The organism is Microbacterium sp. X-17 (assembly GCF_039615055.1).
The window spans coordinates 300,521-323,966 of record NZ_JBDHNI010000006.1 but is presented as its reverse complement, the minus strand read 5'-3'; the positions used below and the strand labels follow the sequence as shown (position 1 = coordinate 323,966).

Annotated in this window: 25 protein-coding genes; 13 read left to right on the top strand and 12 right to left on the bottom strand. The window is 72.3% G+C overall.

The features are described 5' to 3' along the window. Positions 1-3: 3 nt before the first annotated feature. The 3 genes from ABCS02_RS27760 to ABCS02_RS27750 are packed head-to-tail and all read left to right on the top strand — an operon-like array spanning position 4 to position 1,390. The gene (locus ABCS02_RS27760; RefSeq protein WP_345838938.1) at positions 4-411 is read left to right on the top strand and encodes a cupin domain-containing protein; all 408 of its coding nucleotides are present in this window, start codon (positions 4-6) and stop codon (positions 409-411) included. After that, positions 411-626, top strand: a complete 216-nt coding sequence (locus tag ABCS02_RS27755) for a hypothetical protein (protein ID WP_345838937.1) — start codon at positions 411-413, stop codon at positions 624-626. Before ABCS02_RS27760 ends, ABCS02_RS27755 begins: the two co-directional genes overlap by 1 nt. Next, on the top strand, positions 623-1,390 hold the full coding sequence (locus tag ABCS02_RS27750) for an SDR family oxidoreductase (RefSeq protein ID WP_345838936.1): 768 nt from the start codon (positions 623-625) through the stop codon (positions 1,388-1,390). The genes ABCS02_RS27755 and ABCS02_RS27750 overlap by 4 nt, the downstream gene beginning before the upstream one ends. 89 nt (positions 1,391-1,479) lie before the next feature. Here the strand turns inward: ABCS02_RS27750 and ABCS02_RS27745 are convergent, their stop codons facing one another. Further along, positions 1,480-2,142, bottom strand: a complete 663-nt coding sequence (locus tag ABCS02_RS27745) for a fasciclin domain-containing protein (RefSeq protein ID WP_345838935.1) — start codon at positions 2,140-2,142, stop codon at positions 1,480-1,482. 159 nt (positions 2,143-2,301) lie between these two features. On the opposite strand from ABCS02_RS27745, the gene ABCS02_RS27740 reads away from it, so the two are divergent. Both ABCS02_RS27740 and ABCS02_RS27735 read left to right on the top strand, forming a co-directional pair. Then, on the top strand, positions 2,302-3,855 hold the full coding sequence (locus ABCS02_RS27740; protein ID WP_345838934.1) for a molybdopterin-dependent oxidoreductase: 1,554 nt from the start codon (positions 2,302-2,304) through the stop codon (positions 3,853-3,855). A gap of 18 nt (positions 3,856-3,873) precedes the next feature. Continuing rightward, positions 3,874-4,515, top strand: coding sequence for a class I SAM-dependent methyltransferase (locus ABCS02_RS27735; RefSeq protein ID WP_345838933.1), 642 nt, complete (start codon positions 3,874-3,876; stop codon positions 4,513-4,515). Between the two features lie 154 nt (positions 4,516-4,669). On the opposite strand, the gene ABCS02_RS27730 is transcribed toward ABCS02_RS27735, so the two are convergent. The 3 genes from ABCS02_RS27730 to ABCS02_RS27720 all read right to left on the bottom strand — a co-directional run bounded on the left by ABCS02_RS27730 (position 4,670) and on the right by ABCS02_RS27720 (position 7,604). Continuing rightward, positions 4,670-5,764 (bottom strand): ABC transporter substrate-binding protein, encoded by a 1,095-nt coding sequence (locus ABCS02_RS27730; protein WP_345838932.1) that lies wholly within the window; start codon positions 5,762-5,764, stop codon positions 4,670-4,672. 77 nt (positions 5,765-5,841) lie between these two features. Then, positions 5,842-6,744: an ABC transporter permease gene (locus ABCS02_RS27725; protein ID WP_345839176.1), complete on the bottom strand. Its 903-nt coding sequence runs from the start codon at positions 6,742-6,744 to the stop codon at positions 5,842-5,844. 5 nt (positions 6,745-6,749) lie between these two features. Then, complete coding sequence (locus tag ABCS02_RS27720; RefSeq protein ID WP_345838931.1) at positions 6,750-7,604, bottom strand: ABC transporter ATP-binding protein; 855 nt, start codon at positions 7,602-7,604, stop codon at positions 6,750-6,752. Positions 7,605-7,838: 234 nt separating this feature from the next. Here ABCS02_RS27720 and ABCS02_RS27715 point away from each other — a divergent pair, with 234 nt between their 5' ends. Both ABCS02_RS27715 and ABCS02_RS27710 read left to right on the top strand, forming a co-directional pair. Continuing rightward, the gene (locus ABCS02_RS27715; protein WP_345838930.1) at positions 7,839-9,419 is read left to right on the top strand and encodes a sensor histidine kinase; all 1,581 of its coding nucleotides are present in this window, start codon (positions 7,839-7,841) and stop codon (positions 9,417-9,419) included. Then, positions 9,416-10,120 carry a response regulator gene (locus ABCS02_RS27710; protein WP_345838929.1) on the top strand — a complete coding sequence of 235 codons (705 nt, stop codon included), beginning with the start codon at positions 9,416-9,418 and terminating at the stop codon, positions 10,118-10,120. The genes ABCS02_RS27715 and ABCS02_RS27710 overlap by 4 nt, the downstream gene beginning before the upstream one ends. Here the strand turns inward: ABCS02_RS27710 and ABCS02_RS27705 are convergent. Beyond that, positions 10,099-10,635 (bottom strand): hypothetical protein, encoded by a 537-nt coding sequence (locus tag ABCS02_RS27705; RefSeq protein WP_345838928.1) that lies wholly within the window; start codon positions 10,633-10,635, stop codon positions 10,099-10,101. The genes ABCS02_RS27710 and ABCS02_RS27705 overlap by 22 nt on opposite strands. Positions 10,636-10,763: 128 nt before the next feature. Continuing rightward, positions 10,764-11,639: a hypothetical protein gene (locus ABCS02_RS27700; RefSeq protein ID WP_345838927.1), complete on the bottom strand. Its 876-nt coding sequence runs from the start codon at positions 11,637-11,639 to the stop codon at positions 10,764-10,766. A 378-nt stretch (positions 11,640-12,017) separates the two neighbouring features. Here ABCS02_RS27700 and ABCS02_RS27695 point away from each other — a divergent pair, with 378 nt between their 5' ends. From ABCS02_RS27695 to ABCS02_RS27685, 3 genes are all read left to right on the top strand, one after another. After that, positions 12,018-12,188: a hypothetical protein gene (locus ABCS02_RS27695; RefSeq protein WP_345838926.1), complete on the top strand. Its 171-nt coding sequence runs from the start codon at positions 12,018-12,020 to the stop codon at positions 12,186-12,188. 80 nt (positions 12,189-12,268) lie between these two features. Beyond that, the gene (locus tag ABCS02_RS27690; protein ID WP_345838925.1) at positions 12,269-12,877 is read left to right on the top strand and encodes a DUF308 domain-containing protein; all 609 of its coding nucleotides are present in this window, start codon (positions 12,269-12,271) and stop codon (positions 12,875-12,877) included. A 33-nt stretch (positions 12,878-12,910) separates the two neighbouring features. Next, positions 12,911-14,434: an ATP-dependent DNA ligase gene (locus tag ABCS02_RS27685; RefSeq protein ID WP_345838924.1), complete on the top strand. Its 1,524-nt coding sequence runs from the start codon at positions 12,911-12,913 to the stop codon at positions 14,432-14,434. 474 nt (positions 14,435-14,908) lie between these two features. Here ABCS02_RS27685 and ABCS02_RS27680 read toward each other — a convergent pair whose 3' ends face one another. Together ABCS02_RS27680 and ABCS02_RS27675 are read right to left on the bottom strand one after the other, a co-directional pair. Then, the gene (locus ABCS02_RS27680; protein ID WP_345838923.1) at positions 14,909-16,312 is read right to left on the bottom strand and encodes an MFS transporter; all 1,404 of its coding nucleotides are present in this window, start codon (positions 16,310-16,312) and stop codon (positions 14,909-14,911) included. Further along, the gene (locus ABCS02_RS27675) at positions 16,309-16,827 is read right to left on the bottom strand and encodes a RimK/LysX family protein (RefSeq protein ID WP_345838922.1); all 519 of its coding nucleotides are present in this window, start codon (positions 16,825-16,827) and stop codon (positions 16,309-16,311) included. The genes ABCS02_RS27680 and ABCS02_RS27675 overlap by 4 nt, the downstream gene beginning before the upstream one ends. Positions 16,828-16,852: 25 nt before the next feature. Here ABCS02_RS27675 and rimK point away from each other — a divergent pair, with 25 nt between their 5' ends. Continuing rightward, positions 16,853-18,052 (top strand): 30S ribosomal protein S6--L-glutamate ligase, encoded by a 1,200-nt coding sequence (gene rimK / locus ABCS02_RS27670; RefSeq protein WP_345838921.1) that lies wholly within the window; start codon positions 16,853-16,855, stop codon positions 18,050-18,052. On the opposite strand, the gene ABCS02_RS27665 is transcribed toward rimK, so the two are convergent. Both ABCS02_RS27665 and ABCS02_RS27660 read right to left on the bottom strand, forming a co-directional pair. After that, positions 18,053-18,991 (bottom strand): hypothetical protein, encoded by a 939-nt coding sequence (locus ABCS02_RS27665; protein ID WP_345838920.1) that lies wholly within the window; start codon positions 18,989-18,991, stop codon positions 18,053-18,055. It abuts the gene before it with no gap. 37 nt (positions 18,992-19,028) lie between these two features. Beyond that, positions 19,029-20,168, bottom strand: coding sequence for a low temperature requirement protein A (locus ABCS02_RS27660; protein WP_345838919.1), 1,140 nt, complete (start codon positions 20,166-20,168; stop codon positions 19,029-19,031). A 41-nt stretch (positions 20,169-20,209) separates the two neighbouring features. Here ABCS02_RS27660 and ABCS02_RS27655 point away from each other — a divergent pair, with 41 nt between their 5' ends. After that, on the top strand, positions 20,210-21,202 hold the full coding sequence (locus tag ABCS02_RS27655; protein WP_345838918.1) for an aldo/keto reductase: 993 nt from the start codon (positions 20,210-20,212) through the stop codon (positions 21,200-21,202). A 70-nt stretch (positions 21,203-21,272) separates the two neighbouring features. Here ABCS02_RS27655 and ABCS02_RS27650 read toward each other — a convergent pair whose 3' ends face one another. Continuing rightward, positions 21,273-21,833, bottom strand: coding sequence for a TetR family transcriptional regulator (locus ABCS02_RS27650; RefSeq protein ID WP_345838917.1), 561 nt, complete (start codon positions 21,831-21,833; stop codon positions 21,273-21,275). A 102-nt stretch (positions 21,834-21,935) separates the two neighbouring features. On the opposite strand from ABCS02_RS27650, the gene ABCS02_RS27645 reads away from it, so the two are divergent. Further along, positions 21,936-22,862, top strand: a complete 927-nt coding sequence (locus ABCS02_RS27645; RefSeq protein ID WP_345838916.1) for an SDR family oxidoreductase — start codon at positions 21,936-21,938, stop codon at positions 22,860-22,862. Here ABCS02_RS27645 and ABCS02_RS27640 read toward each other — a convergent pair. Continuing rightward, positions 22,835-23,443, bottom strand: coding sequence for a hypothetical protein (locus ABCS02_RS27640; protein WP_345838915.1), 609 nt, complete (start codon positions 23,441-23,443; stop codon positions 22,835-22,837). The two genes, ABCS02_RS27645 and ABCS02_RS27640, sit on opposite strands and share 28 nt — an antisense overlap. Positions 23,444-23,446: the final 3 nt, after the last annotated feature.

Sequence of the window (23,446 nt, the reverse complement as noted above, 5' to 3'; positions counted from 1 at the left end):
GACGTGGAACTGCTCCCCGACTCCCCCACCACCCGCGGCCCCGCCGACCTCTTCACCGGGACCGTCCACTTCGACGTCATCGCCGCCGGAGCCGCGCCCTCCCGCCTCCGCGTCAACCTCGTCCGCTTCGCGCCCGGCTCCCGCACCGCCTGGCACCGGCACGCGAACGGCCAGACGCTGCACGTGACGCAGGGCGTCGCCCTCATGCAGTCCCGCGGCGGCGAGGTGCTGGAGGTGCGCCCCGGCCAGACCGTCCACACCCCGCCCGGCGAGTGGCACTGGCACGGCGCCGACCCTGAGCACTTCATGGAGCACCTGGCGATGTGGGAGGCGCTCGGCGACGGGCAGGACGGCCCCGAGACGGAGTGGGGCGCGCACGTGACGGACGACGAGTACGGGAGGCGGTCCTGATGTCCGAGCGGCGGGAGAGCCGCCGGTTCGCGCGGGACGTGCGGCGGACGATCGCGGAACTGCCCGAGGACGAGGACGCCCTGCTCCGGGTGGAGGCCGCCCTGCGGGCCTCGCCCGGGTTCGTCGGGGCGCCGCCGCTGTGGCGCCTGTTCCGCCGGCCGCAGGCCCACCCGGCAGACCTCCCGCAGGAGCGGCGCACAAAGGAGCAGCGATGAACGACCGATCACTCACCGTCCTCGCCGTGGGAGCCACCGGCAGCATCGGCCGCCTCGTGGTCGCCGAAGCCCTCCGCCGGGGCCACCGCGTGAAGGCCCTCGTCCGCGACGCCGGCCGCGCCGAGCGCGTCCTCCCGGCCGCCGCCGACCTCGCCGTGGGCGACCTGACCCGCCCGGCGACCCTTGCGGCGGCGGTGGACGACGTCGACGCGATCGTGCTCACGCACGGCTCGGGCACCCGGGAGGCCGACGTGCGCGACATCGACTACGCGGGCGTGGCGAACATCCTCACCGCACTGGACGGCCGCCGCGCCCGCATCGCGCTCATGACCGCGGTCGGCACGACGCGGCCCGGGACGCCGTACGCGGCGTGGAAGCGCCGGGCCGAGCGTCTCGTCCGCGCGAGCGGGAACGCGTACACGATCGTCCGGCCCGGCTGGTTCGACTACAACGACGCGACGCAGCGCGCGATCGTCTTCCGCCAGGGCGACACGGAGCAGTCGGGCACGCCGGCGGACGGCGTCATCGCCCGCGACGAGATCGCGCGCGTCCTGGTCGACAGCCTCACGAACCCGGAGGCCGACCACCGCACATTCGAGCTCGTCGCGTCGGACGGCCCGGAGCAGGACGACCTCACCCCGCTGTTCGCGGCGCTCACGCGCGATGCCGCGGATGCGCTCGACGCCGCCGAGGACGCGGCGACCGCCCCGCTCGCGGACGAGCCGCAGCGCTTCCGCGACGACCTCGCCGCGCTTCCCCGCTAGACCGAAGGGCACGTCGTTGTCGCTTTCCCGTGCGGGAAGCGACAACGACGTGCCCCTCGATCGTGCGCACCCGGGGTGCGCGGCTCAGGTCACTTGGCCGGGGGCATCAGCACCGAGTCGATGAGGTACACGGTCGCGTTCGCCGTGTGGACGCCGCCGCAGATGACGTTGGCGTCGTTCACCTTGAGGTTGTCGCCGGAGCCGGTGACCGTGACGGTCCCGCCCTCGACGGTCTTGTGCGTGCCCACGATGTCCTTCGGCGACAGCTGGCCGGGGATGACGTGGTAGGTGAGGATGCTGGTCAGCGTCGGAGCGCCGGCGGACGTCTTGAGCGTGTCGATCGTCGCCGGGTCGATCTTCTTGAACGCGTCGTCCACCGGGGCGAACACCGTGAACTGGCCGCTGTTGAGGGTGTCGACCAGGTTGACGCTCGGGTTGAGCTTGCCGGAGACGGAGGCGACCAGCTGGGTCAGCAGGGGGTTGTTGCTCGCCGCGGTCGCGACCGGGTCCTGGGCCATCCCCTGGACCGAGCCGGCGCCGGACGGCACCTGCTTGGCGTAGGCGGCGCAGCCCGGGCCGACCAGGTCGGCGGCCGGGTCCATCGAGGACGACGCCGACGGGGACGACGACGGCATGGACGAGCTCGTGTCGGTGGTCGAGGAGCCGGCTCCGGACGAGCAGGCGGTGAGCGCGAGCGCGGCGGCGGCGAGGATGCCGGCTGCGGCGAGGCGGGTGCGCGTTGTGGGTCGCATGTTTCTTCTCCTTCGAGAGGCTGCTTCGAACCGGTGCAGATCGGGAGACCGCATCGGCGGCCGTCAACAGGGGTTCGGCCCGGCGGCCGGATCGGATTGGAACCCGTCATCCGTCGCCCCTCCGCCAATCCGCAGCGGGCTCCGCGCCGAAGAGGTGTCGTGACCGACCGCAGAAGACATCGCACCGCCTGGGCCTGGGCCGCACTCGCGGGCGCGGTGAGCGGAGGGCTCTTCGTGGCCGTGGCGGAGGTCGTCGCGCTCCTCGCTGCCCGGGAGGCCGGCCCGCTGATCGCGGTCGGATCGTTCGTGATCGACATCGTCCCGCGCTGGGCGAAGGAGCTCGCGATCGAGCTGTTCGGCTCGAACGACAAGCTCTTCCTGCTGTCCTCGCTCGGCGCCGCGGTGCTCGTCGCGGCGGCCGTCGCCGGCGTCCTGGAGCTCTGGCGCCGGTGGGTGGGCGTCGCCCTGTTCCTCGTGGCCGGGGTGCTCGCGGTCGTCGCGACCGTGACCCGGGCCGACGCGAGCCCGCTCGGCTTCCTGCCGTCCGCGGTCGGCGCGCTGGCGGGCGCGGCGGCGCTCCGGGTCCTCGTGGAGGCGCTGCGGCGCTGGCGGGACGCGATCGGCCGCGAGCGCGCGACCTCCGGTGTCGACCGGCGACGGTTCCTGCTCCTCACCGGAGCTGGCGCGGCACTTGCCGTCGTCGCGGGGGTCGGGTCCCGGCTCGGGTCGGCCGCGACGTCCTCGATCGCCGCGATCCGCGCTGCACTGCACCTCCCGGCGCCCGCCAACCGGGTGGAGGTCCCGGCCGGCGCCGACCTCCACCTGAAGGACCTGTCACCGTTGTTCACCCCCAACGCCGACTTCTACCGGGTGGACACCGCGCTGACGGTGCCGTCGATCGACCCGTCCGGCTGGTCGCTCACCGTGGACGGGATGGTGGAGAGCCGCGTCGAGCTGACCTTCCGCGAGCTGCTCGCGATGGGCCTGCGCGAGTACGCGATCACCCTCACCTGCGTCTCCAACCAGGTCGGCGGGAACCTCGTCGGCAACGCCCGCTGGCTGGGCGTCCCGGTTCGCGAGGTGCTCGCCCGCGCCCGGCCGCGGGCCGGCTCGGACATGGTGCTGTCACGCAGCGTCGACGGCTTCACCGCGGGCACGCCGTTGAGCGCGCTCACCGACCCGGGCCGCGACGCCATCCTCGCCGTCGGGATGAACGGCGAGCCGCTACCGCTGGAGCACGGCTTCCCGGTGCGGATGGTCGTCCCCGGCCTCTACGGCTACGTCTCGGCGACCAAGTGGCTCACCGAACTGAAGGTGACGACGTTCGCCACAGACCAGGCCTACTGGACACCGCGCGGCTACAGCGAGAAGGCGCCGATCAAGCTCTCCAGCCGCATCGACACGCCCCGCATCGACCGGCCGCTGCCGGCCGGGCCGACGAAGATCGCGGGGGTCGCCTGGGCGCAGACGGTCGGCATCCGGAAGGTAGAGGTGCAGATCGACGGCGGCCCCTGGCAGCAAGCGCAGCTGGCCGCGCCGATCAACGCCGACACCTGGGTGCAGTGGTCGCTCGACTGGGACGCCACCGCGGGATCGCACACCATCGCCGTCCGCGCGACCGACCGAGCGGGGAGGCTGCAGGAGGAGAAGCGCACCCCGATCGCGCCGAACGGGTCGACGGGGTGGCAGTCGACGCTGGTGCGGGTGGGGTAGAGCCGCCAGACTGGCGCCATGACCGACGCGAACCCGGCCGCCTCGAAGGAGACCCAGCGCCAGCGCCGGACCTGGCGCCGTCAAGCCGCCCGCTACGACCGCTCCGTAGGCAAGGCCGAGCTGACCATGCTCGCCGGCAGCCGCGAGTGGGTCGGCGCCCGGGCGAGCGGCCGGGTGCTGGAGGTCGCCGTCGGGAGCGGGCGCAGCCTCCCGTACTATCCGGCGGGCATCGAGGTGGTGGGTATCGACCTGAGCCCGGAGATGCTGGCGATCGCGCGCCGCAGGGCCGCGGAGCTCGGGCGAACCGTGGACCTCCGGGAGGGGGACGCCGAAGCGCTGCCGTTCGCGGATGCGGAGTTCGACACGGTCGTCTGCGCGCTCGCGCTCTGCTCGATCCCGCGGCCGGAGGTCGCGCTCGCGGAGATGGCGCGCGTGGTCGTGCCGGGCGGCTCCGTCGTGCTGGTCGACCACACCCGCAGCGACCGCGCCCTCGTCTACGCCGGGCAGTGGCTGATCGAGCGGGTCAGCGTCCCGCTGCAGGGCGAGCACCTCACCCGGCGCCACCGGCCCGAGGTGGAGGCCGTGGGGCTGGAGGTCGTGGAGCACGAGCGCCTGCGCTCCGGCGCGGTCGAACGCATCCGCGCGACCCGCCCGCGCTGACCGTCGAGGGGCACGTAAACGCCCCTAAAAGCGCGTTTTAGGGGCGTTTACGTGCCCTTCGGCGAGGGTGACGGCGGGCACGTGGAAGCCCGCCCGGTGCGTTGGATGGCTGGACAACACCGGGCGGGCTGATTCGGGGGTTTCCGTGGGTGGGTCAGCCGTTCGCGCCGGCGGGCGTCGTGGTGACCTTGGTGCCCTCCAGCTTGTTCGCCGCCTCCGCGTACTTGTTGGTGAAGGTGTCGCTGATCTTCACCTTCGAGGTGTCGACGCCGATGGTCTTCTCCATGTCGAAGATGACCTTCGGGCCGCCGGCGGGCATGATGCCGTCCGGCAGGAACTGGCCCTTGTCGGTCGACAGGCCGTCGATGTACTGCTGCTTGGTGATCGTGCTGTTCTGCACGAAGTCCTGCGGCATCTTGTTCGCGATGTCCGCGGCCGAGTGGGTCGCGATCCAGTGCATCGTCGCGACGAGCGCGTCGACGACCTTCTGCGCGGCGTCCTCGTGGCTCTTCACCCAGCTCGCGTTCGCCAGCAGGCCGGCCGCGGGCCACGCGCCGCCGAGCGCCTTGGTCGCGCCCTTCGTCGTCGCCATGTCGACCGCGGAGACGGCGAGCTTCTGCGAGGTGAGCGCTCCGACCGTCGGCTGCGTGGTCATGACGCAGTCCGCGGAGCCGCGCTGGATGGCCGCGATGGCCGTCGCGCCGGCGTGAACGGCGATGGTGTTGTACTCCTTCTTCGTCACGCCCTGCTTGGCGGCGAGGAACTGGGTGAGCTCGTCGGTGCCAGACCCGAGGTCGGTGACGCCCATGTTCTTGCCCTTGAAGTCGGCGGCCGAGCTGACGTTCGCCTTCGGGTTGCACATCACGCGCTCGCCGGGGGCGCCGGAGAGCTGGACGAGGTTGATGACGTCCTTGCCCTTCGACTGGAAGTCGACGGTGTGGATGTACCAGGCGCCTGCCATGTCCACCTGGCCGGAGGCCATGGCGTCCTCGGCGCCGACGCCGCCGTTCTGCTCGGTCGAGAGCTCGACGTTCACGCCGTACTTCTTGTAGAAGCCGAGCTGCTGGGCGAGCTGGTAGGGGAGGTAGATCTGCTTGTCGATGCCGCCGACCATCATCTTGACGGTCGGCACCGGGCCGGAGCTGCTGCCGGCCGCCGCGGTGCCGCCTCCACCGCCGGAGCAGGCGGCGAGGCTCAGGGCCACGACGGCGCCCGCTGCCACGATGGCACCGATGCTGCGCTTCTTCATGGGGGTTGTTCCTTTCTTCGTGCCGGACGGGGCCGGCGTTCTGCTTCGTTGCAGGACAGGTGGGGGTGAAACGGCGCTCAGATCGCCTGAGCCTCGGACCGGCTCGGCGGACGCCACTTGAGGAGGGACTTCTCCAGGAGGGTGATCAGGTACTCGGCCACGAGCGTGACCACGGCGACGATGACCATGCAGGCGAAGACCGTGTTCGGGTCGAAGCTGCCCTGCGCCTGGCTGATGATGAGGCCGACGCCGTGCTGGGCGCCGAGCACCTCGGCCACCAGGGCGCCGATGATCGCGAAGCCGAACGCGGTGTGGAGGCTCGCGATGATCCAGGTCATGGCCGACGGGATGGTCACGTGCCGGGCGACCTGCACCGGCGAGGCGCCGAGGACGCGGACGTTCGCCACCAGGTTCTGGTCGACCTCCCGCACGCCCTGGAAGGCGTTGAAGAAGACGACGAAGAACACCAGCACGGCGGCGAGGAGCACCTTCGGGAAGACGCCGAGGCCGAACGCGACGATGAAGATCGAGCCGAGCACGATCCGGGGGATGGAGTTCACGACCTTGATGTACGGGCCGAACACCGACGCGAGGTAGCGGTTGGAGCCGAGCAGGATGCCGAACACGACGCCCAGCAGGGTGCCGAGCAGGAAGCCGAGGAAGGCCTCCTGGACCGTGATCCAGAGGTTCTCCCAGATCGTCCCGAACGCGGTGCCCTGCGTGAACAGGTGCACCAGGCTGTCCCAGATGCCGGAGGGCTGGCCGTAGAAGAACTTGTCGACCCAGCCGACGGAGGTGAACCACTGCCAGCCGCCGACCACGACGATGGCGACGGCGACGCGGCCCGTCCACACCCAGGCGACCCGGCGGCGGTAGGCGCGGCGGCCGGCGACCCGGAGCTCGGTCTCGCGCTCGGCGAGGGGGGCGGAGGCGGGCGTTCCCGTCTTCTTCTCTGCGTTGTTCTTCTCTGCGATCGTCATGGTGGTCACGCCGCCGCTCCTGCCGTCTGCTCGTAGGCCCGCGTGACCTCGTCACGGAGCGACTCCCAGATCCGGCCCTGGATGTCGAGGAACTTCTCCTCGTGCCGGATCTCCTGAACGTTGCCGCGCGGTCGCGGCAGGTCGATGTCGAAGACGTCCTTGACCGTCCCCGGGCTGCTGGTCATGATGACCACGCGGTCGGAGAGCGCGACGGCCTCGTCGAGGTCGTGCGTGATGAACAGCACCGACGGCCGCAGCTCCTCCCACAGGGTGAGCAGCTCGGTCTGCATGATCGCCTTGGTCTGCACGTCGAGCGCGCCGAACGGCTCGTCCATGAGCAGGATGCGCGGGTTGTTGATGAGCGCGGCCGCCATCGCGACGCGCTTGCGCATGCCGCCGGAGAGCTGGTGCGGGTAGCGGTCCTCGAAGCCGGCCAGGCCGACGCGGCGCAGCCAGTCCATCGCGAGGGCCGTGGCCTCCTTCTTCGACGTGCCGAGGAGGATCGGGCCGATCATCACGTTGGCCAGCACGGTCTTCCACGGGAAGAGGGAGTCGGCCTGGAACATGTAGCTCACGCCGCTGGTGATGCCGTCCACGATCCGGCCGCCGACGCTCACGGAGCCGGCGCTCGGCCGCTCCAGGCCGGAGACCTGGGCGAGCGTCGTGGACTTGCCGCAGCCGGTCGGGCCGACGATGGCGCAGAACTGGCCGGGCTCGACGGTCAGGGTCACGTCGCGGATCGCCGTGAAGGTCTCGCCCTTCGGCGTGAGGAAGCGTTTCGTCAGTCCGACGATGTCGATGCGCGCCGCCTCCTCGGCCGCGGGGGCCGCGGCGGCGCTTCTGGGTCGGTGTTCGACCATGGTTCAAGACCTCTCTGTCTTCGGATGCACGAGTTCCGTGTGCATGCCGTGTGATCACCGATGCTCTCCCGCCGGCCGCGCGGCTGTCTCGCTTGCGCCCGATTCACCCGCTTGTGTGCGTTGTCGCAGGTTTTGCGCATTCTGCGCGCACGCGCTCCTCAGCAGGAGATGAAACAATCTCGGGTGATGCGACGACGGATCAGACGACTCTCGAGCCAGATACTCCTGGCTCAATTGGCGATCCTCGTCGTCTCGATGCTGGTCGGCTTCCTCCTGCTGGCGCAGTCCGCGCGCGCCAACCTCGACGCCGACTACCAGGCGCGGGCCGCCGCGATCGCGCAGACCTTCGCGGGCATCCCGGACGTCCAGAACTGCATGGCGCACGGCGGGACGGGCTGCGACGCGACCATCCAGAACCTGGCGTCGCAGACCGCCAACAGCACCGGCGCCGCCTACGTCGTGGTGATCGACAGGAACCGCGTGCGGCACTCGCACCCCGACGCGGCGCTGATCGGGCAGAAGGTGGAGGAGCCCTTCGTCGCCGCCGACGGCAAGGTGCACCTGCGCACCGACACCGGCGCGACCGGCGTCAACGCCAACGCCCGGGTGCCGCTGTACGCACCGGCGTCGGACCAGATCGTCGGGGAGGTGTCGGTCGGCATCCGGGAGAGCTCGGTGGCGAGCGAGCTGCTGTCCGAGCTGCCCGCCTACGGCTCGTGGTTCGTGCTGGCGCTCGCGATCGGCGCGCTCGCGTCGTTCGGGCTGGCCAGCCTCCTGAAGCGCCGCACGTTCGGCCTCGAACTGGACGAGATCGCGCGGCTGCTGCAGGAGCGCGAGGCCACGCTGCACGGCATCCGGGAGGGCGTGATCGCGATCGACCCGGCCGGCCGGATCACCGTCGTCAACGACGAGGCCCAGCGGCTGCTGCGGCTGCCGGAGGGGGCCAGGGGACGTTTGCTGGCGGACGTGCTGGTCGCCGGCCCGATCCGCGACACCCTGACCGGCACCTCGGAGGTCAAGGACGCGATCGCGATCACCGACGACCACGTGCTCGTCATCAACCGGATGCCGGTGAAGCTGGGCAACCGGCCGCACGGCGCCGTGTTCACCCTCCAGGACCGCACCGAGCTGATCGGGCTGACCCGCGAGCTGGACGGCGAGCGCAGCTTCAGCGAGTCCATCCGCGCCCAGCAGCACGAGTTCTCCAACCGCATGCACGCGGTGTCCGGCCTCCTGGAGCTCGGGAGGACGAAGGAGGCGCTGGAGTACCTCAACGAGATCCGCGGCACGACCGCCGACCTCGACGCCACCCTGCGCTCGCACATCGGCTCGCCGCTGATCGTCGGCCTCCTGCTGGGCAAGGCCGCGGAGGCGAACGAGCGCGGCATCGAGCTGGTGATCGCGCCGGACACCGACCTCGGCGAGGCGCCGGAGCGGGTGCAGGCGCTGACGACGATCCTCGGCAACCTGATCGACAACGCGTTCGACGCGCTGTCCGGGGCCCCGGCCCCGCGGCGGACTGTCGTGAGCGTCGTGGAGACGCCCGCGTCGGTGACGGTGCGGGTCGCGGACAACGGACCCGGCGTCCCCAGCACGGAGCTCCCGCGGATCTTCGAGAGCGGCTACTCGACCAAGCGCGGCTCGCTCGTGCGGCACAGCGGGCTCGGGCTGTCGCTGGTGCACTCGACCGTGACCAAGCTCGGCGGGACCGTCACGGTGTCGGGCGGGCCCGGCGCGACGTTCACCATCGTGCTGCCGCGTCACACGGCCGGGGAGGCCTCCCCTCCCGCGCGCAGGGAAGGAGCCGCACGATGAGCGGGCAGCAGGCGACGCCGTCGCTGAGCGTGCTGGTCGTCGACGACGACTACCGCGTGGCCTCCGTGCACGTCGGGTTCGTGGAGGCCGTCCCCGGCTTCCGCGTCGCCGGCCAGGCGCACACGGCGGCCGACGCCCTGCGGCTGGCGGGCGAGCTGCGGCCGGACCTCGTGCTGATGGACGTCTACCTCCCGGACGGCGACGGCCTCCAGGTCGTGCGGAGCCTCCTCGGCGAGCCGTCGGCGCCCGCGGTGATCGTCATCTCGGCGGCGAACGACATCGCCACCGTGCGCAAGGCCGTGCAGCTCGGCGCGCTGCACTACCTGGTGAAGCCGTTCGGGTTCGCGCAGCTCGCGGAGCGGCTGCAGGCGTTCCGGCGCGCGAACGAGGATCTGGGCGGCTTCCCCGACGAGCCGACGCAGCACGACATCGACCGGGTCTTCGACCTGCTGCGGCCGGCCACGACCGGCCAGGCGGAGGAGCTGCGCCGGCTGGCCCCGACCCTCCAGGCGGTCTACGACGCGGTCGCGGCCGGCGACGGGAGCCTGTCGGCGAACGACGTCGCCGCGGCGGTGGGGATCAGCCGGACGACCGCGCAGCGCGCCCTCACCCAGCTGGAGCAGAGCGACGTGCTGAAGCTGGAGCTCCGGTACGGCGCGACCGGCCGTCCGGAGCACCGCTACGGGGTCAAGCGCCGCTGAGTGAGCAGCGCGTCCGCGCCCACCGCTGCGGCCACGACGAACGCGCCGGCCACGAGGGCCAGGCCGATGTAGATCAGCGTGCGAGTCGCGCGGTCCTCGGTCCGCTGCAGCGACTGGCCGGCCACGACGACGCCGTCGCCGACCGGCTGCGCCACGATCGCGAAGCGGAGGCCCTGCCCGGGCTCCCAGCTCACGGCATCGCCCTCCCCCGTCGCCTTCGCGGTGTCCAGGACGCCGTGCGGCACCTGGGCGAGCGCGCCGTCGAGGTAGCCGTTCCCGGCGATCGGGGCGCCGTGCGCGTCGTACTGCACCCAGAACGTGCCGAGGTAGGAGGTGAGGTCGACGCGGTCGGGCTGCGTGGCGGCCGCGGTGGCCTCCCCGGCGGAGAGCAGCGCGCGCGGGGCGTCCTCCACCGCGTTGCGGCCCGCCTGCTGCTCGACGACGTAGAGCGTGGCGAGGCCGCCCGCGAACAGGGCGTAGGCGGCGACGGCGACGACCATCCTGCGAAACCACATGCTCGAATGATGCGCCTGCGCGCGGGCCGGCGGCATCCGCCTTGCGAACGATTTCGGGCCTCCCGGACACGCGGCCGCGCCCCCACCTCCCGGGAGGAGGTGAGGGCGCGAACGCTGCGGTGCGGGCCTCAGTGGGCCGCGGTGACCGCCGACTCGATCTGGTCGGCGACCTGCTGCACCTGCGAGCCGTAGCCGCCGCTGAGGGCGGTGGTCGCGAGGTGCTGGAGGTCGGCCGACTGCGCCGAGGCCGGAGCCGAGGCGAGCTGCGACAGGTCGTTGCGCAACGAGTCGGGGAGCTTCGACGCGAGCTGGCTGTCGCCGGTCACGGCCGAGGCGATGCCGGTGACCTCGGAGCTGAGCTGCGAGGTGGCGCCCGACGTCGAGCCGGAGCCGAGGAGGTCGCCGCTCTGCAGGCCGGAGATCAGGCCCTTGATGTCGAGGCCCTTCAGGTCCAGTCCGCCCTGGGCGTTGCCGTCCTGGTCGTCGCTGCTCTCGGTGGCGCCCTTGAGCTGGTCGGCGAGCTTCTGGATGGCGCTGCCGTAGCCGCCGCTCAGCGCGGTCGAGACGAGCTTCTTGGCGTCGGCGGTGCGGTCCTGCGACGTCGCGTTGGCGAGGGTCTTCAGGTCGCCCTGCAGGCTGTCGGGCAGCAGCGAGAAGACCGGGGTGTCCGCGACGATCTTCTTGGCGAGCTTCTGCGCCTTGGCGCCGTTGATGTGCCCGTTGAACAGGGCGTGCGCCTGGCCGAACAGCGAGAAGCCGTCCCCCAGGTCGAACCCGGCGGAACCACCGGTCGAGGCCGAGGCGCCGGCCGTCGAGGTCGAGGTGGAGACCGTCGCCGAGCCGGAGCCCGCAGCACCGGTGTCGCCGGTGGCCGCGAAAGCCCCCTGCGCCCCCACGCCGATGAGTGCTCCAGCCGCCACGATCGAGGCGGCGCCGATCACGACGCGACGAGCGCCGAACGCGGTGCGAGTGGTTCCGGAGGTGTTCTGGATGGTGTTCTTCACGTGGATCCTTTCCGTCGCCCACGACGAGGCCGGCAGGGGTGCCGGCCTGACTCGATCGAGGGCATTCGGCGACGTTACGAGACCCGTCTGGACCTCCCGTCCGTACCCTCTGCGAGGTCGCGAAGAGCACTTGAAGCCGTCCGGGCATCGCGGTAGCGGGCGAGCATACCGACCGGTATGGAGTCGCGTACGGGGCTACCGCGACCGGCCTCCGCGGGTGCACCATGAGGGCAGCGGCGGGCCAGGCCGTCCGGCCGAGCCGCGGACAAGAGCGGGAGCACCGGGTTTCAGGCGGCCCACCCCACGGGCAGCGCCAAGCAGACAGCGGCTGGTCCCACCCGCCGCCGGACGGCCGCGAGCGCCGAGAGGGGAACGAAGATGGACGACCTGGAGGGGACGGCGGCCGAGCGCCTCGACCGCCTGGCCGCGCTGGACGCCGCCGAGCTGACCCACGACTGGACCCGCCGCCAGCTCGAACGGGCTCTGCGGGACTGGTCGGAGGACCAGGACACGCTGTCCGTGCTCGGCGAGGGGCGCGAGGACTACTAGCGGTCAGGCGCGTGACGTTTCATTTCACACGGTCCGGAAGGCTCTAGACAGGCGCGCCTCCACGGCGCTACCTTCCGAGCATGTCCAGCACTCAACCATCCGGGTTCGCGTCGTTCTCGCTCAACGGGCAGGACCTGACGAAGTCGGCCATCAACAGCGTCCGCGTCGCGCTCGGCGTCAGCGGCGCCGTCGCGCTCATCATCGGCGTGATCATCGTGTTCTGGCCGAAGACGGCGGCGGTCGGCCTCACCGTCCTGATCGCCATCTCGCTGCTCGTCTCGGGCATCGCCTACCTCGGCATCGGCATCTTCGCGCGCGGGATCGGCGGGGGCGCGCGGGCGCTCGACATCGTCTTCGGCATCCTGCTGATCATCGGCGCCGTCATCGCGTTCGCGAACCTGTCCGGCACCGCGGCCTTCCTCGCGGTGTTCATCGGCATCCTGGTCGGCATCGCGTGGATCGTCGAGGGCGCGGTCGCACTGGCGCAGGTCGGCGACTCGCCGTCACGCGGCTGGTCGATCTTCTTCGGCATCCTGAGCATCGTCGCCGGCATCGTGCTGCTGTTCAGCCCGCTGTGGGGGATCGTGGTGCTGTTCATCCTCGCCGGGATCAGCCTCATCGTGCTCGGGATCGTGCAGATCGTGCGGGCGATCACGTTCGGGCGCGGGATCGCGACGCCGGCGAGCTGAGCCGGCGTCGGCGGCCGGTGGCACACTGGGCCTGTGCTCCTCGACACGATCGTCACCACGCTGGAGACCGTCGCCGGAACGCGCTCGCGACTGGCCAAGGTCGACGCGCTCGCGGGCCTGCTCGGTGACCTGCAGCCCGACGAGATCGCCCCGGCGGTCGGATTCCTGGTCGGCAAGCCGCGCCAGGGCCGGGTCGGCGTCGGGTGGCGCAGCGTCAGCGGGATGCTGGGCGGGCGCAGCGCGGACGTGCCCACGCTGACCGTTCTCGACCTGGACGCCCTGCTCGGCGAGCTCGCCGCGCTCGGCGGGGAGGGCTCCGCGCGCGAGCGCAGTGCTGCGCTGAGCGACTTCGCGGCCCGCGCGACCGCGGGTGAGCAGGACCTCCTCGCCCGCGTCCTGCTCGGGGAGATGCGCACCGGCGCGCTGGAGGGCGTCCTCCTCGACGCCCTCGCCCGCACCGCGGACCGGCCGGGCCCGGACGTCCGGAGGGCCGCCATGCTGACGGGCGACCTCGGCGCGACGGCTGTGCTGGCGCTGACCGGCACGGCCGAGGAGCTCGCCGCGGTCGGCCTGGTCGTCGGCCGGCCGGTACTGCCGATGCTCGCGGCCACCGCGCCCTCCGCCGCTGCCGCTCTGGAGACGACCGGCCGCGCGTCGGTCGAGTACAAGCTCGACGGCGCGCGCATCCAGGTGCACCGCTCGGGGGACAGCGTGCGCGTCTTCACCCGGACGCTCGCCGACATCACCCACCGCGTCCCGGAGGTCGTGGAGATCGTGCGCCGGCTGCCCGCCCGCGACCTCGTCCTCGACGGCGAGACGCTGGCCCTCGACGAGGACGGCGGCCCGCGGCCGTTCCAGGAGACGATGTCCCGCTTCGGCGCGGAGGGGCGCGAGACCCTGCTGCACCCGTGGTTCTTCGACATCCTCCACGTGGACGGGCGCGACCTGCTGGACGAGCCGCTGTCGGTCCGGCTCGCGGAGCTGGAGCGCGTCGCCGGGGAGCACCGCATCCCGGGCGAGGTCACCGACGATCCCGACACCGCCGAGCGCGTCTCCCGCGATGCCCTCGCCGCCGGCCAGGAGGGCGTGGTCGTCAAGGCGATCGACTCGCCGTACGCCGCCGGGCGCCGGGGCGCGAGCTGGATCAAGGTCAAGCCCGTGCTCACCTACGACCTGGTGGTGCTGGCGTGCGAGTGGGGTTCCGGGCGGCGCGTCGGGATGCTCTCCAACCTCCACCTCGGCGCGCGCGACCCGGACGGCGCGTTCGGCGAGCCGGGCGGCTTCGTGATGGTGGGCAAGACGTTCAAGGGCCTCACCGACGAGCTGCTGCGTTGGCAGACCGAGGAGTTCCAGCGGATCGAGGTGCGCCGCACGCCGGGGACGGTGTGGGTGGCGCCGACGACCGTGGTCGAGATCGCGATCGACGGCGTCCAGCGCTCGTCGCGCTACCCCGGCGGCATCGCCCTGCGCTTCGCCCGCGTCAAGCGCTACCGCGACGACAAGCCCGCCGCCGAGGCCGACACCATCACCACCCTCCGCACCCTCCTCCGCGACTAACCCCACCCCGCCCGCCGCCCCTGCAGCTAACGGAGGACTCCCACCCCCTCCGCCCCAAATCTCCTCCGTTAGCTGCCTCCGGCGGCCTTTTCGGCCGCGATCTCCTCCGTTAGCGACCGCGCGGGTAACGGAGGAGATGCGGCGCGACGCGACCGCGGGAGGTGGTGAACGGAGGAGTTTGGGATGGTTTGGGGTGGGATGTCCTCCGTTGGCTGCGGGCGGGCGGGAGGGTGGGCGGTGGCGGGGCGCGGCGTAGGATGCGGGGATCGAGGGACGGAGGATCGACGTGACGAACAAGACGCCTCGTGAAGAGGAGATCCAGAAGGAGCAGGAGGCGAAGGACGCCGAGAAGGAGCGCCTCGAACGCGAAGAGGAGGAGCGCCTCCGCTGACCGCCTCACCGAAGGGCACGTCGTTGTCGCTTCTGGGCGCGAAAAGTGACAACAACGTGCCCCTCGGCGGGAGGTGGTCCGCGTCAGCGGCGGGCGGTGGCGCGGGCTCCGGCGTTGTGCGGGAGCTGGAACGCTCCCGCCAGCGGCAGCAGCAGCAGCGCCGCCGCGAGCGCGAACGCCCAGTGGTAGCCCGGCAGCGGTGACCCGGTGACGCCCTCCGACACCGCGGTTGACGCCCGCACGAACACGGCCACCACCGCCAGGCCCAGGGCGGTCGCGACCTGCTGCAGCGCGGAGGCGAGGGTGTTCGCGTTGTTGGTGTCCCCGGCCTCCACGTCCGCGAACTGGAGCGTGTTGTAGGCGCTGAACCCGATCGACCGGAACACGCCGCTCGCCACCAGCAGCAGGAGCAGCACCGGCAGCGGCGCCGCGGGGCCGATGCCGACGAACGCGGCGAGCACCAGCATCCCGAGCAGGTTCGACCAGATCAGCACGGTGCGGAACCCGAACCGGCGGATGAGCGGCGTCGTGAACGGCTTGATCGCCAGGTTCCCCACGAAGATCGCGATCACGGTCAGCCCGGCGAGTGTCGCGCTCCAGCCGTAGGCCAGCTGGAACAGCAGCGTGAACAGGAACGGCGCGCCCGTGATGATCATGCGGTAGACGCCGCCGCTGATGTTCCCGGCGCGGAACGAGTGCAGCCGCAGCACGCTCCAGTCGAACAGCGCGTGCTCCCGTCCGCGCGACCGCGTGATGGCGGCCCAGCCGACCGCGATGGACACGAGGATGGCCGCGCCGCCCGCGAGCTGAAGCCGGCCGTCCTCCGCGCTCAGGCCCTCCGCTCCCGCCGTCAGGAGCACCAGCGCGAGCGCGATCGCCGCGTAGCCGCGCCCGTCGAACGGGAGGTCGCGCTGCCGTTCCGTGCGCGGCACGAGCACCAGCCCCGCCACGATCGCGGCGACGCCGAACGGGAGGTTGATCAGGAAGATCCAGCGCCAGCCGATCGTGTCCGACAGGATGCCGCCGAGCGCGGGCGCGATCACCGGGGCGATGAGCGCGGGCCAGGTCAGGTAGGCGATCGCGTCGAGGAGGTCCACCGGGTCGATGTCGCGCAGCACGGCCAGTCTCCCGACCGGCACCATGAGCGCGCCGCCGACGCCCTGCAGCACGCGCGCGACCGTCAGCAGCGTCAGCGTCGGCGCGAACGCGCACAGCAGCGACGCGAGCGTGAACACGACGATCGCGGTCAGCAGCACCGGCCGGATCCCGAGCCGGCGGGACAGCCAGCCGGTCGCCGGGATGCCCGCGGCCACGGCGAGCAGGTAGGCGACCATCGCCACGCTCACGTCGGCCGGCGCGACGCCGAACTCGCGCGCCATCGTGGGGGCGGCGGTCTGGATGATGGTGCCGTCCAGGTTCTCCATGAAGAACGTGGCCGCGACGAGGAGTGCGAGGCCGCGGCTGAACGACACGGCCGTTCGCGTCACGGGCGCGGGTCCTCGCCCGGATTCGGCGCGGCCGCGGGCTCCACCGCGCGCCCGCGGTTGCGGCGCCGGACGTCCCGCGGCGCCCGGCCGGCGAGGAACGAGCGGCCCGGGTCGACGACGAAGCCCTGCCGGAGGGCCTCCCGGCCCACGAGCATCCGGAAGCCCATCTGGTCGCGGTTGCTCAGCGTGGTCTCGGCAAGGACGGTCCGCCCGCCGAGCACGAGCTCCAGCAGCACGACGATCCGGTCCTCGGCGTGACCCGACGAGCTGCGCACGACGCGGCGGTCGTGGATGGGGACCTCCACCACCGAGGCGTCGGTGTCGGCGTCCTGCCAGGGGTGCACCGTGAACCGCACCCGGTCGCCGGGCAGCTCCTCCAGATCGAACGCGTGCAGCGCGGAGCTGCGGGCTCCGGTGTCGATCTTGACTTTGGTCCACGGAATGCCGATAGTGGGCAGGCTCGCCCATTCACGCCACCCCACGACGAGGGTGTTTGAATGGAGGTCACCGGCCATTCCCCTATCTTTGCAGGATCCATCGATGAAGCTCGCCATCCTCTCCCGCGCTCCGCACGCGTACTCGACCCAGCGGCTGCGTGCGGCCGCGCGCGACCGCGGCCACACCGTGAAGGTGCTCAACACCCTCCGCTTCGCGATCGACCTGTCCGGCGAGGAGCCCGACCTGCAGTACCGCGGCCGGCTGCTGTCCGACTACGACGCCGTCCTGCCGCGCATCGGCAACTCGATCACCTACTACGGCACCGCGGTCGTGCGGCAGTTCGAGCAGATGGACGTCTACACGCCCAACACCGCGAACGGGATCACCAACTCGCGCGACAAGCTGCGGGCCAACCAGATCCTGTCCCGGCACAACATCGGGATGCCGGCGACGACCTTCGTGAACAGCCGCGCCGACGTGCGCATGGCGATCGAGCAGGTCGGCGGCGCGCCCGTCGTCATCAAGCTGCTGGAGGGCACCCAGGGCATCGGCGTCATCCTCGCCCCGGAGGCGAAGATCGCGGAGTCGATCGTGGAGACGCTGCACTCGACCAAGCAGAACGTGCTCATCCAGAGCTTCATCTCGGAGAGCCGCGGCCGCGACATCCGCGCGCTCGTCGTCGGCGACCGGGTGGTCGCCGCGATGCGGCGGGTGGCGAGCGGCGACGAGTTCCGCTCCAACGTCCACCGCGGCGGCACGGTCGAGAAGGTCGAGCTGACCCCGGAGTACGAGGAGGCCGCGGTGCGGTCGGCCCAGATCATGGGCCTCCGCGTGGCCGGCGTCGACATGCTGGAGGGCCACGAGGGTCCGCTGGTGATGGAGGTCAACTCCTCGCCCGGCCTGGAGGGCATCGAGCGCGCCACCGGTCTGGACGTCGCGGGCGCGATCATCGACTTCATCTCCAACCAGGTGGCGTTCCCGGAGATCGACGTGCGCCAGCGCCTCAGCGTCTCGCGCGGCTACGGCGTGGCCGAACTGCTCGTGCACGGCAACGCGGACCTGATCGGCAAGACGATCAAGGAGTCCGGGCTGTGGGACCGCGACATCACGGTGCTCACGCTGCACCGCGGAGCCACGGTCATCCCGAACCCGCGCAGCGGCGTGGAGCTGCAGGCGGGCGACCGGCTGCTGTGCTTCGGCAAGCTGGAGGAGATGCGGTCGATGATCCCGGACCGGCGGAAGCGCCGCACCAAGGTGCGCCGGCTGCCGAAGGACCACATGGCGGAGGCCGCGTCGGCGTAGTTACACCGCCGCATCCCACCAGCGCAGCACCCGCAGCGCCCGCAGCGTGATCCAGCGGCTCGGCATCCCCTCGTTCTCGCCGAAGTCGAACCAGGCCGGGCCCTCGTGCCGGTTCTCCAGGTTCCAGAGGCCGTCGGCGTCCGCTTTGCCGCGCAGCAGCTCCACGGCCTCCACGAGGCGCTGGTCGCGGCGGTCGACGCTGCGGAAGTGCTCCAGGCCGCGCAGGATGTCGTGGAACCAGCGCACCGGGTTGCTGAGCAGCGTCATCCGCAGGTCGGCGACCTCGCCGGTGCTCAGCCGGCGGAACAGGCCGCGCGCCAGGAGGTACTCCTCGCCCGTGCGCTGCGCGTCGGCCGACGCCGCGTCGCCCCGGCCGGTCGCGTTCCAGGCGGCGAGGCCCTCCACCGCGCAGATCGTGGAGTGGAACGACGAGACCCGCGCGCCGTACTCGGCCCAGCAGTTCCAGGCGCCGTCGGCGAGCCGGCCGCGGGCGAGCGTGGCGGCGGCGTTCGAGCCGTCCTGGCCGAAGTAGGCGGCCAGCGCCAGCACGACGCCGTTGATGCACGGCTCGGTCTCGCCCTCGAAGTAGGGTTCGCCGGCGTGGTCCCAGCGGACGTGGTCGCGCACGTGGGAGACGGCCTCCAGCGCGCGCGGGTGCGCCGGGTCGACCCCGAAGTCGGCCAGCTGCTGCAGCGTGAAGTGCGTGGCTGTCCAGGCGTCGAAGAACGGGCGGTCCTCCTGCGCCCACCCCGGCCGGTAGACGCCGCCGTCCCAGCGACCGTCCGGCCCCTGGGCGTCGAGGAGCCTGGCGCCCCAGCCCTCGGTCGCGACGCGGTCGCGCTCGGCGGCGACGGTCTCGTCGGACGCGCCGGCGAGGTCGCGGAGCACCTGCCAGCGGATGCTCGGGTCGGAGTCGAGGAGCCACTCGATCGTGTCCATGCCCCGCATGCTACTCAGGCCCGCGGACAGTCGCGGGTCACCGTCGCGAGCGCTCGGCCACCAGCACGAGGACGACGATCGCCAGCAGCGCGGCGATGAGCGCGATCCCCGGCAGCTCTCCCGCCCGCAGGGGCAGCATCCACGCCGCGAGGAGGCCAGCGACGAGGGCTCCGGCCGCTCCGATCAGCCGGTACGCCCACGGACCCAGCCGCAGCTCGCGGCGGTACTCCGCGTCTCCGACGAGGTAGACGGCGACGCCTCCGGAGAGCAGCCAGGCCGCCGCGGGCGTGACGGGGGCGAAGGCATCCTCCAGCGAGAGGTGCAGGCCGGCAGCGACGCCGACGAGACCGAACAGCATCACGAAGTGCGCGACGTAGTAGGCGGTGAGGGCGAGCGTCGTGCCGCGCCGCCCGGAGGCCCTCCCGAACGACTGCTCGGCCCGCTCGTCGTCGCCGGAGAAGTAGCACCACCACAGCGCCGCGACCATCGCGACCGTGGCCACTGCGCCGAGGACCACCTGCGGACGGAGCCCTGACGCGGTCAGGCCGGCGCCGACCGACACGATCGACTCGCCGAACGCGATGATCATCAGGAGGCCGTGACGCTCCACGAAGTGCGAGGCGCCGAGCGCGAACGGGCTCGACCGCGCGAGCAGCCCGCCCACCAGGAACAGCGCGAGCGGCGCGAGGAAGAGCACCCACTCCAGCCACCCGGTCGCGTACCCGGAGGCGATCAGCAGCAGCGCCGCGAGGGCGTTCAGCGGCCCGACGCGCAGCATCACGCGCACCGAGCCGCGGCCTCCCCGGGCGATGAACAGCCCGGCGTGGATGATCACGACCGTCAGGTAGGCCAGCCCGAACAGCACGCCCGACCCGGTGAACACGTCAGGGATGGCGAGCGACAGCACCAGGAACGCCGCCATCGCCGCGATCAGCAGCAGCCGGACGGGGACGGTGTCGGGCACGGCCTGGTTGGTGAGCCAGGCGAACGCGTCGTACATCCACCAGACCACGGCGAGGATGGCGGCCGCGCGCAGCACCGACTCGACGCCGGGATGCTGCACGATGACCGCGGTGAGCTGGCCGATCGTGAACACGAACACCAGGTCGAACAGCAGCTCGATCGTGGACACGCGCGACGCCACCCGCGCGATCCGGCCTCCGGTCGCCCCGCTCACAGGGCAACGGTAGCGGTGGGCGCGCCCTCTAGGCTGGCCCCATGCCCACTCCGTTCGTCGCCGATCCCGCCCGCTACGACTCGATGCCCTACCGCCGCGCCGGACGCAGCGGCCTCCAGCTGCCGCCGCTCTCGCTCGGGCTCTGGCAGAACTTCGGGACGGCGCGGTCGTTCGACACCCAGCGCGCCATCGTGCTGCGCGCCTTCGACCTGGGCGTGACGCACTTCGACCTGGCCAACAACTACGGGCCGCCTCCCGGCGCCGCCGAGGAGTTCTTCGGCCGCATCCTCGCCACCGACCTGCGCGCCTACCGCGACGAGATCGTGGTGTCGACCAAGGCCGGCTACCTGATGTGGCCGGGGCCGTACGGCGACTTCGGCTCGCGCAAGTACCTGCTGTCATCGCTCGACCAGAGCCTGCGCCGGCTGGGGCTGGAGTACGTGGACGTGTTCTACCACCACCGCCCGGACCCGCAGACCCCGCTGGAGGAGACCATGGGCGCGCTGACGACGGCCGTCGCGCACGGCAAGGCGCTCTACACCGGCGTCTCGAACTACGACCCGGCGCAGACCACCGCGGCGGCCTCGCTGCTCGCCGACGCCGGGACGCCGCTGCTGCTGCACCAGCCGCGCTACTCGATGTTCGACCGGCACGTGGAGGACGGCGTCCTGAACGCGGTGGAGGCCGCTGGCGCCGCCGCGATCGTGTTCTCGCCGCTGGCGCAGGGGATGCTGACCGACCGCTACCTCAACGGGGTGCCGGAGGGCTCGCGTGCCGTCACGAGCGTGTTCCTGCACGAGTCCGACCTGACCGACGACGTGCTGACGAGGGTGCGGGCGCTCAACGACATCGCGGCCGGGCGCGGGCAGAGCCTGGCGCAGCTCGCGCTGCAGTGGGTGCTCCGGAACCCGGTGGTGGTGTCCGCGATCATCGGGGCGAGCAGCGTGGCGCAGCTGGAGCAGAACCTCGGCGCGGTGCACGCGCCGGCGCTGGAGGCCGGCGAGCTGGCCGCGATCGACGCCGCGCTCGCCTGAGGTCTGTAGCGGGGTCGCGACACGCCGCTGTCCGCGACGCGTGGCGGCGTGTTGCGACCCCTGTCGGCGCTTAGGCGAGGGTTGGGAGGGTCGCGAGCGCCTCGTCGACGTGGGAGGAGAGGGTCGCGTCGGCGGGGCCGGCGATCCATTGGGCGAAGCCGACGTGGAACGCGCCCACGGCGGCCTGTCCCGCGAGGCTGGCTGCGGGCTCGGCGACGCCGCGGGCGCGCAGGGCCTCCCCCGACGCCGTGGCGAGCGACGCAAGTTTGAGCAGCTCGCGCTCCTGCAGGCTCGGGTTCGCCGCGATGACCGCCGAGCGGCGGCGCGGGAAGTCGCCGCCGCGGCTGTCGATCAGCGCGGCCGCGGCGCGCATCCCGGCGGCGGCCACCGCGAAGGGAGGCGCGTCGGAGGGCGCGGCGGCGATGGCGGCGAGCACGGCCTCCTGCATCGCGGTCGATCCGGCGAAGAGCACCTCGCGCTTGTCGGCGTAGTGCCGGAAGAAGGTGCGCTCGGTGACGCCCGCGCGCTCGGCGATGTCGGCGACGGTGGTCCCCTCGAAGCCGCGCTCGGCGTACAGCTCGATCGCCGCCCGCTCCAGGCGGCCGCGCGCGTCCGGTGTCCAGCGTCCCACGGGACGAGTGTAGCCGGTTTCGACGCGGTGATGACAGTTGCTGACATCGGTGCTATCGTGATGTCAGTCACTGACGACAGTCACTGACATCATCACGATCCCATGACTCGGGAGGTCATCCCCATGCGCGTCTTCGTCACTGGAGCATCCGGCTGGATCGGCTCCGCCGTCGTCCCCGAACTCCTCGCCGCCGGTCACGAGGTGACCGGCCTCGCCCGCTCGGAGGCGTCCGCCGAGCGCATCCGCGCCACCGGCGCGACCGCCGTCGCCGGCTCGCTCGACGACCTGGAGAGCATCCGCTCCGGCGCCGCGGCGTCCGACGCGGTCATCCACCTCGGCTTCAAGCACGACTTCTCCGACTACGCCGGCGCCGGCCGCACCGAGCGCGCGGTCGTCGCCACGATCGGCGACGAGCTCGCCGGCTCCGACCGGCCGTTCCTGTTCGCGTCGGGCATCGTCGCGCGCCCCGGCGAGGTGCTGACGGAGGACGTGCCGTCGCCCTACGTCGGCCCGGACGCCCCACGCGGCGGCGGCGAGGCGTTCGCCTTCGAGTACGCCGACCGCGGCGTGCGGCCGGTCGCGCTGCGGTTCTCGCCGACCGTCCACGGCCGCGGCGACCACGGCTTCAGCGCGGAGCTGGTCCGCGTCGCCCGCGAGAAGGGCGTCGCCGGGTACGTGGGCGACGGCTCCAACCGCTGGCCGGCCGTCCACCGGCTCGACGCCGGGAAGCTGGTCCGGCTCGCTCTGGAGCAGGCCACCCCGGCGGCGCGCGTGCACGCGGTCGGCGAGGAGGGCATCCCGGCCCGCGACATCGCGGCGGCGATCGGCGAGGGGCTCGGGATTCCCGTGGAGTCCATCGCGCCGGAGGACGTGGACGCGCACTTCGGCTGGATCGGCCGGTTCTTCGGGATGGACATCCCGGCCTCCAGCGCGATCACCCGCGAGCGCTACGGCTGGACGCCGACCGGCCCGACCCTGCTGGAGGACTTCGCGTCCGGCTCCTACTTCGAGGCCGTCGCCGCGCGCTGAGCGCCGGGCGCGGGAAGCAGGCCGAGCACGGCGGCGACCAGGAAGCACACCGCGCCGCCGACCGTGCCGACGCCGGTCCAGAACGCACTGAGGAGGGTGTCCGTCCCCGGCAGCTCGAACGCGCCGACGGCCGCGAAGCCGAAGAGCACCGAGCCGAGCAGGTTGAGCACGGCTCCGGCTCCGTCCCGGCGCGACCCGTGCTGCCGGGCGACCGCGGCCACAGCGATCAGGCTGGAGACGAGGAAGCAGATCGACCCGTACGCGTCCGGCCGCCAGCCCGTACCCCCGGCCGCTCCCGCGGGGACCGCCGCGGCGAGCGCGATCGTCGTGCTCCCGTTGAAGAACAGCGTCCCGACGAACTGGATGATGGACGAGCTCCGGTTCGGGACGCCGAGGGCCAGCCCCGCGCCGAGCGTGAAGAACACCGACCCGACCACGAACACCACGTTGGTGACGATCGCGCCCAGCGCGGCCGCGACCGATGGCAGCGCCGCGACCGCGAAGCACACCGAGCCGACCGCGAAGGAGGCGTCGGAGAGCAGGAGTCTCCTCCGCTCGCCGCCGCCTCCTCCGTCGCTCACGCC

Excerpts from the sequence above, each read along its gene's own strand:
- ABCS02_RS27705 (WP_345838928.1), bottom strand. The coding sequence starts at position 10,635 with ATGTGGTTTCGCAGGATGGTCGTCGCCGTCGCCGCCTACGCCCTGTTC.
- ABCS02_RS27720 (WP_345838931.1), bottom strand. The coding sequence starts at position 7,604 with ATGGTCGAACACCGACCCAGAAGCGCCGCCGCGGCCCCCGCGGCCGAG.
- ABCS02_RS27735 (WP_345838933.1), top strand. The coding sequence starts at position 3,874 with ATGACCGACGCGAACCCGGCCGCCTCGAAGGAGACCCAGCGCCAGCGC.
- ABCS02_RS27725 (WP_345839176.1), bottom strand. The coding sequence starts at position 6,744 with ATGACGATCGCAGAGAAGAACAACGCAGAGAAGAAGACGGGAACGCCC.
- ABCS02_RS27690 (WP_345838925.1), top strand. The coding sequence starts at position 12,269 with ATGTCCAGCACTCAACCATCCGGGTTCGCGTCGTTCTCGCTCAACGGG.
- ABCS02_RS27710 (WP_345838929.1), top strand. The coding sequence starts at position 9,416 with ATGAGCGGGCAGCAGGCGACGCCGTCGCTGAGCGTGCTGGTCGTCGAC.
- ABCS02_RS27745 (WP_345838935.1), bottom strand. The coding sequence starts at position 2,142 with ATGCGACCCACAACGCGCACCCGCCTCGCCGCAGCCGGCATCCTCGCC.
- ABCS02_RS27675 (WP_345838922.1), bottom strand. The coding sequence starts at position 16,827 with ATGGCCGGTGACCTCCATTCAAACACCCTCGTCGTGGGGTGGCGTGAA.
- ABCS02_RS27695 (WP_345838926.1), top strand. The coding sequence starts at position 12,018 with ATGGACGACCTGGAGGGGACGGCGGCCGAGCGCCTCGACCGCCTGGCC.
- ABCS02_RS27755 (WP_345838937.1), top strand. The coding sequence starts at position 411 with ATGTCCGAGCGGCGGGAGAGCCGCCGGTTCGCGCGGGACGTGCGGCGG.
- ABCS02_RS27750 (WP_345838936.1), top strand. The coding sequence starts at position 623 with ATGAACGACCGATCACTCACCGTCCTCGCCGTGGGAGCCACCGGCAGC.
- rimK (WP_345838921.1), top strand. The coding sequence starts at position 16,853 with ATGAAGCTCGCCATCCTCTCCCGCGCTCCGCACGCGTACTCGACCCAG.
- ABCS02_RS27665 (WP_345838920.1), bottom strand. The coding sequence starts at position 18,991 with ATGGACACGATCGAGTGGCTCCTCGACTCCGACCCGAGCATCCGCTGG.
- ABCS02_RS27645 (WP_345838916.1), top strand. The coding sequence starts at position 21,936 with ATGACTCGGGAGGTCATCCCCATGCGCGTCTTCGTCACTGGAGCATCC.
- ABCS02_RS27730 (WP_345838932.1), bottom strand. The coding sequence starts at position 5,764 with ATGAAGAAGCGCAGCATCGGTGCCATCGTGGCAGCGGGCGCCGTCGTG.
- ABCS02_RS27655 (WP_345838918.1), top strand. The coding sequence starts at position 20,210 with ATGCCCACTCCGTTCGTCGCCGATCCCGCCCGCTACGACTCGATGCCC.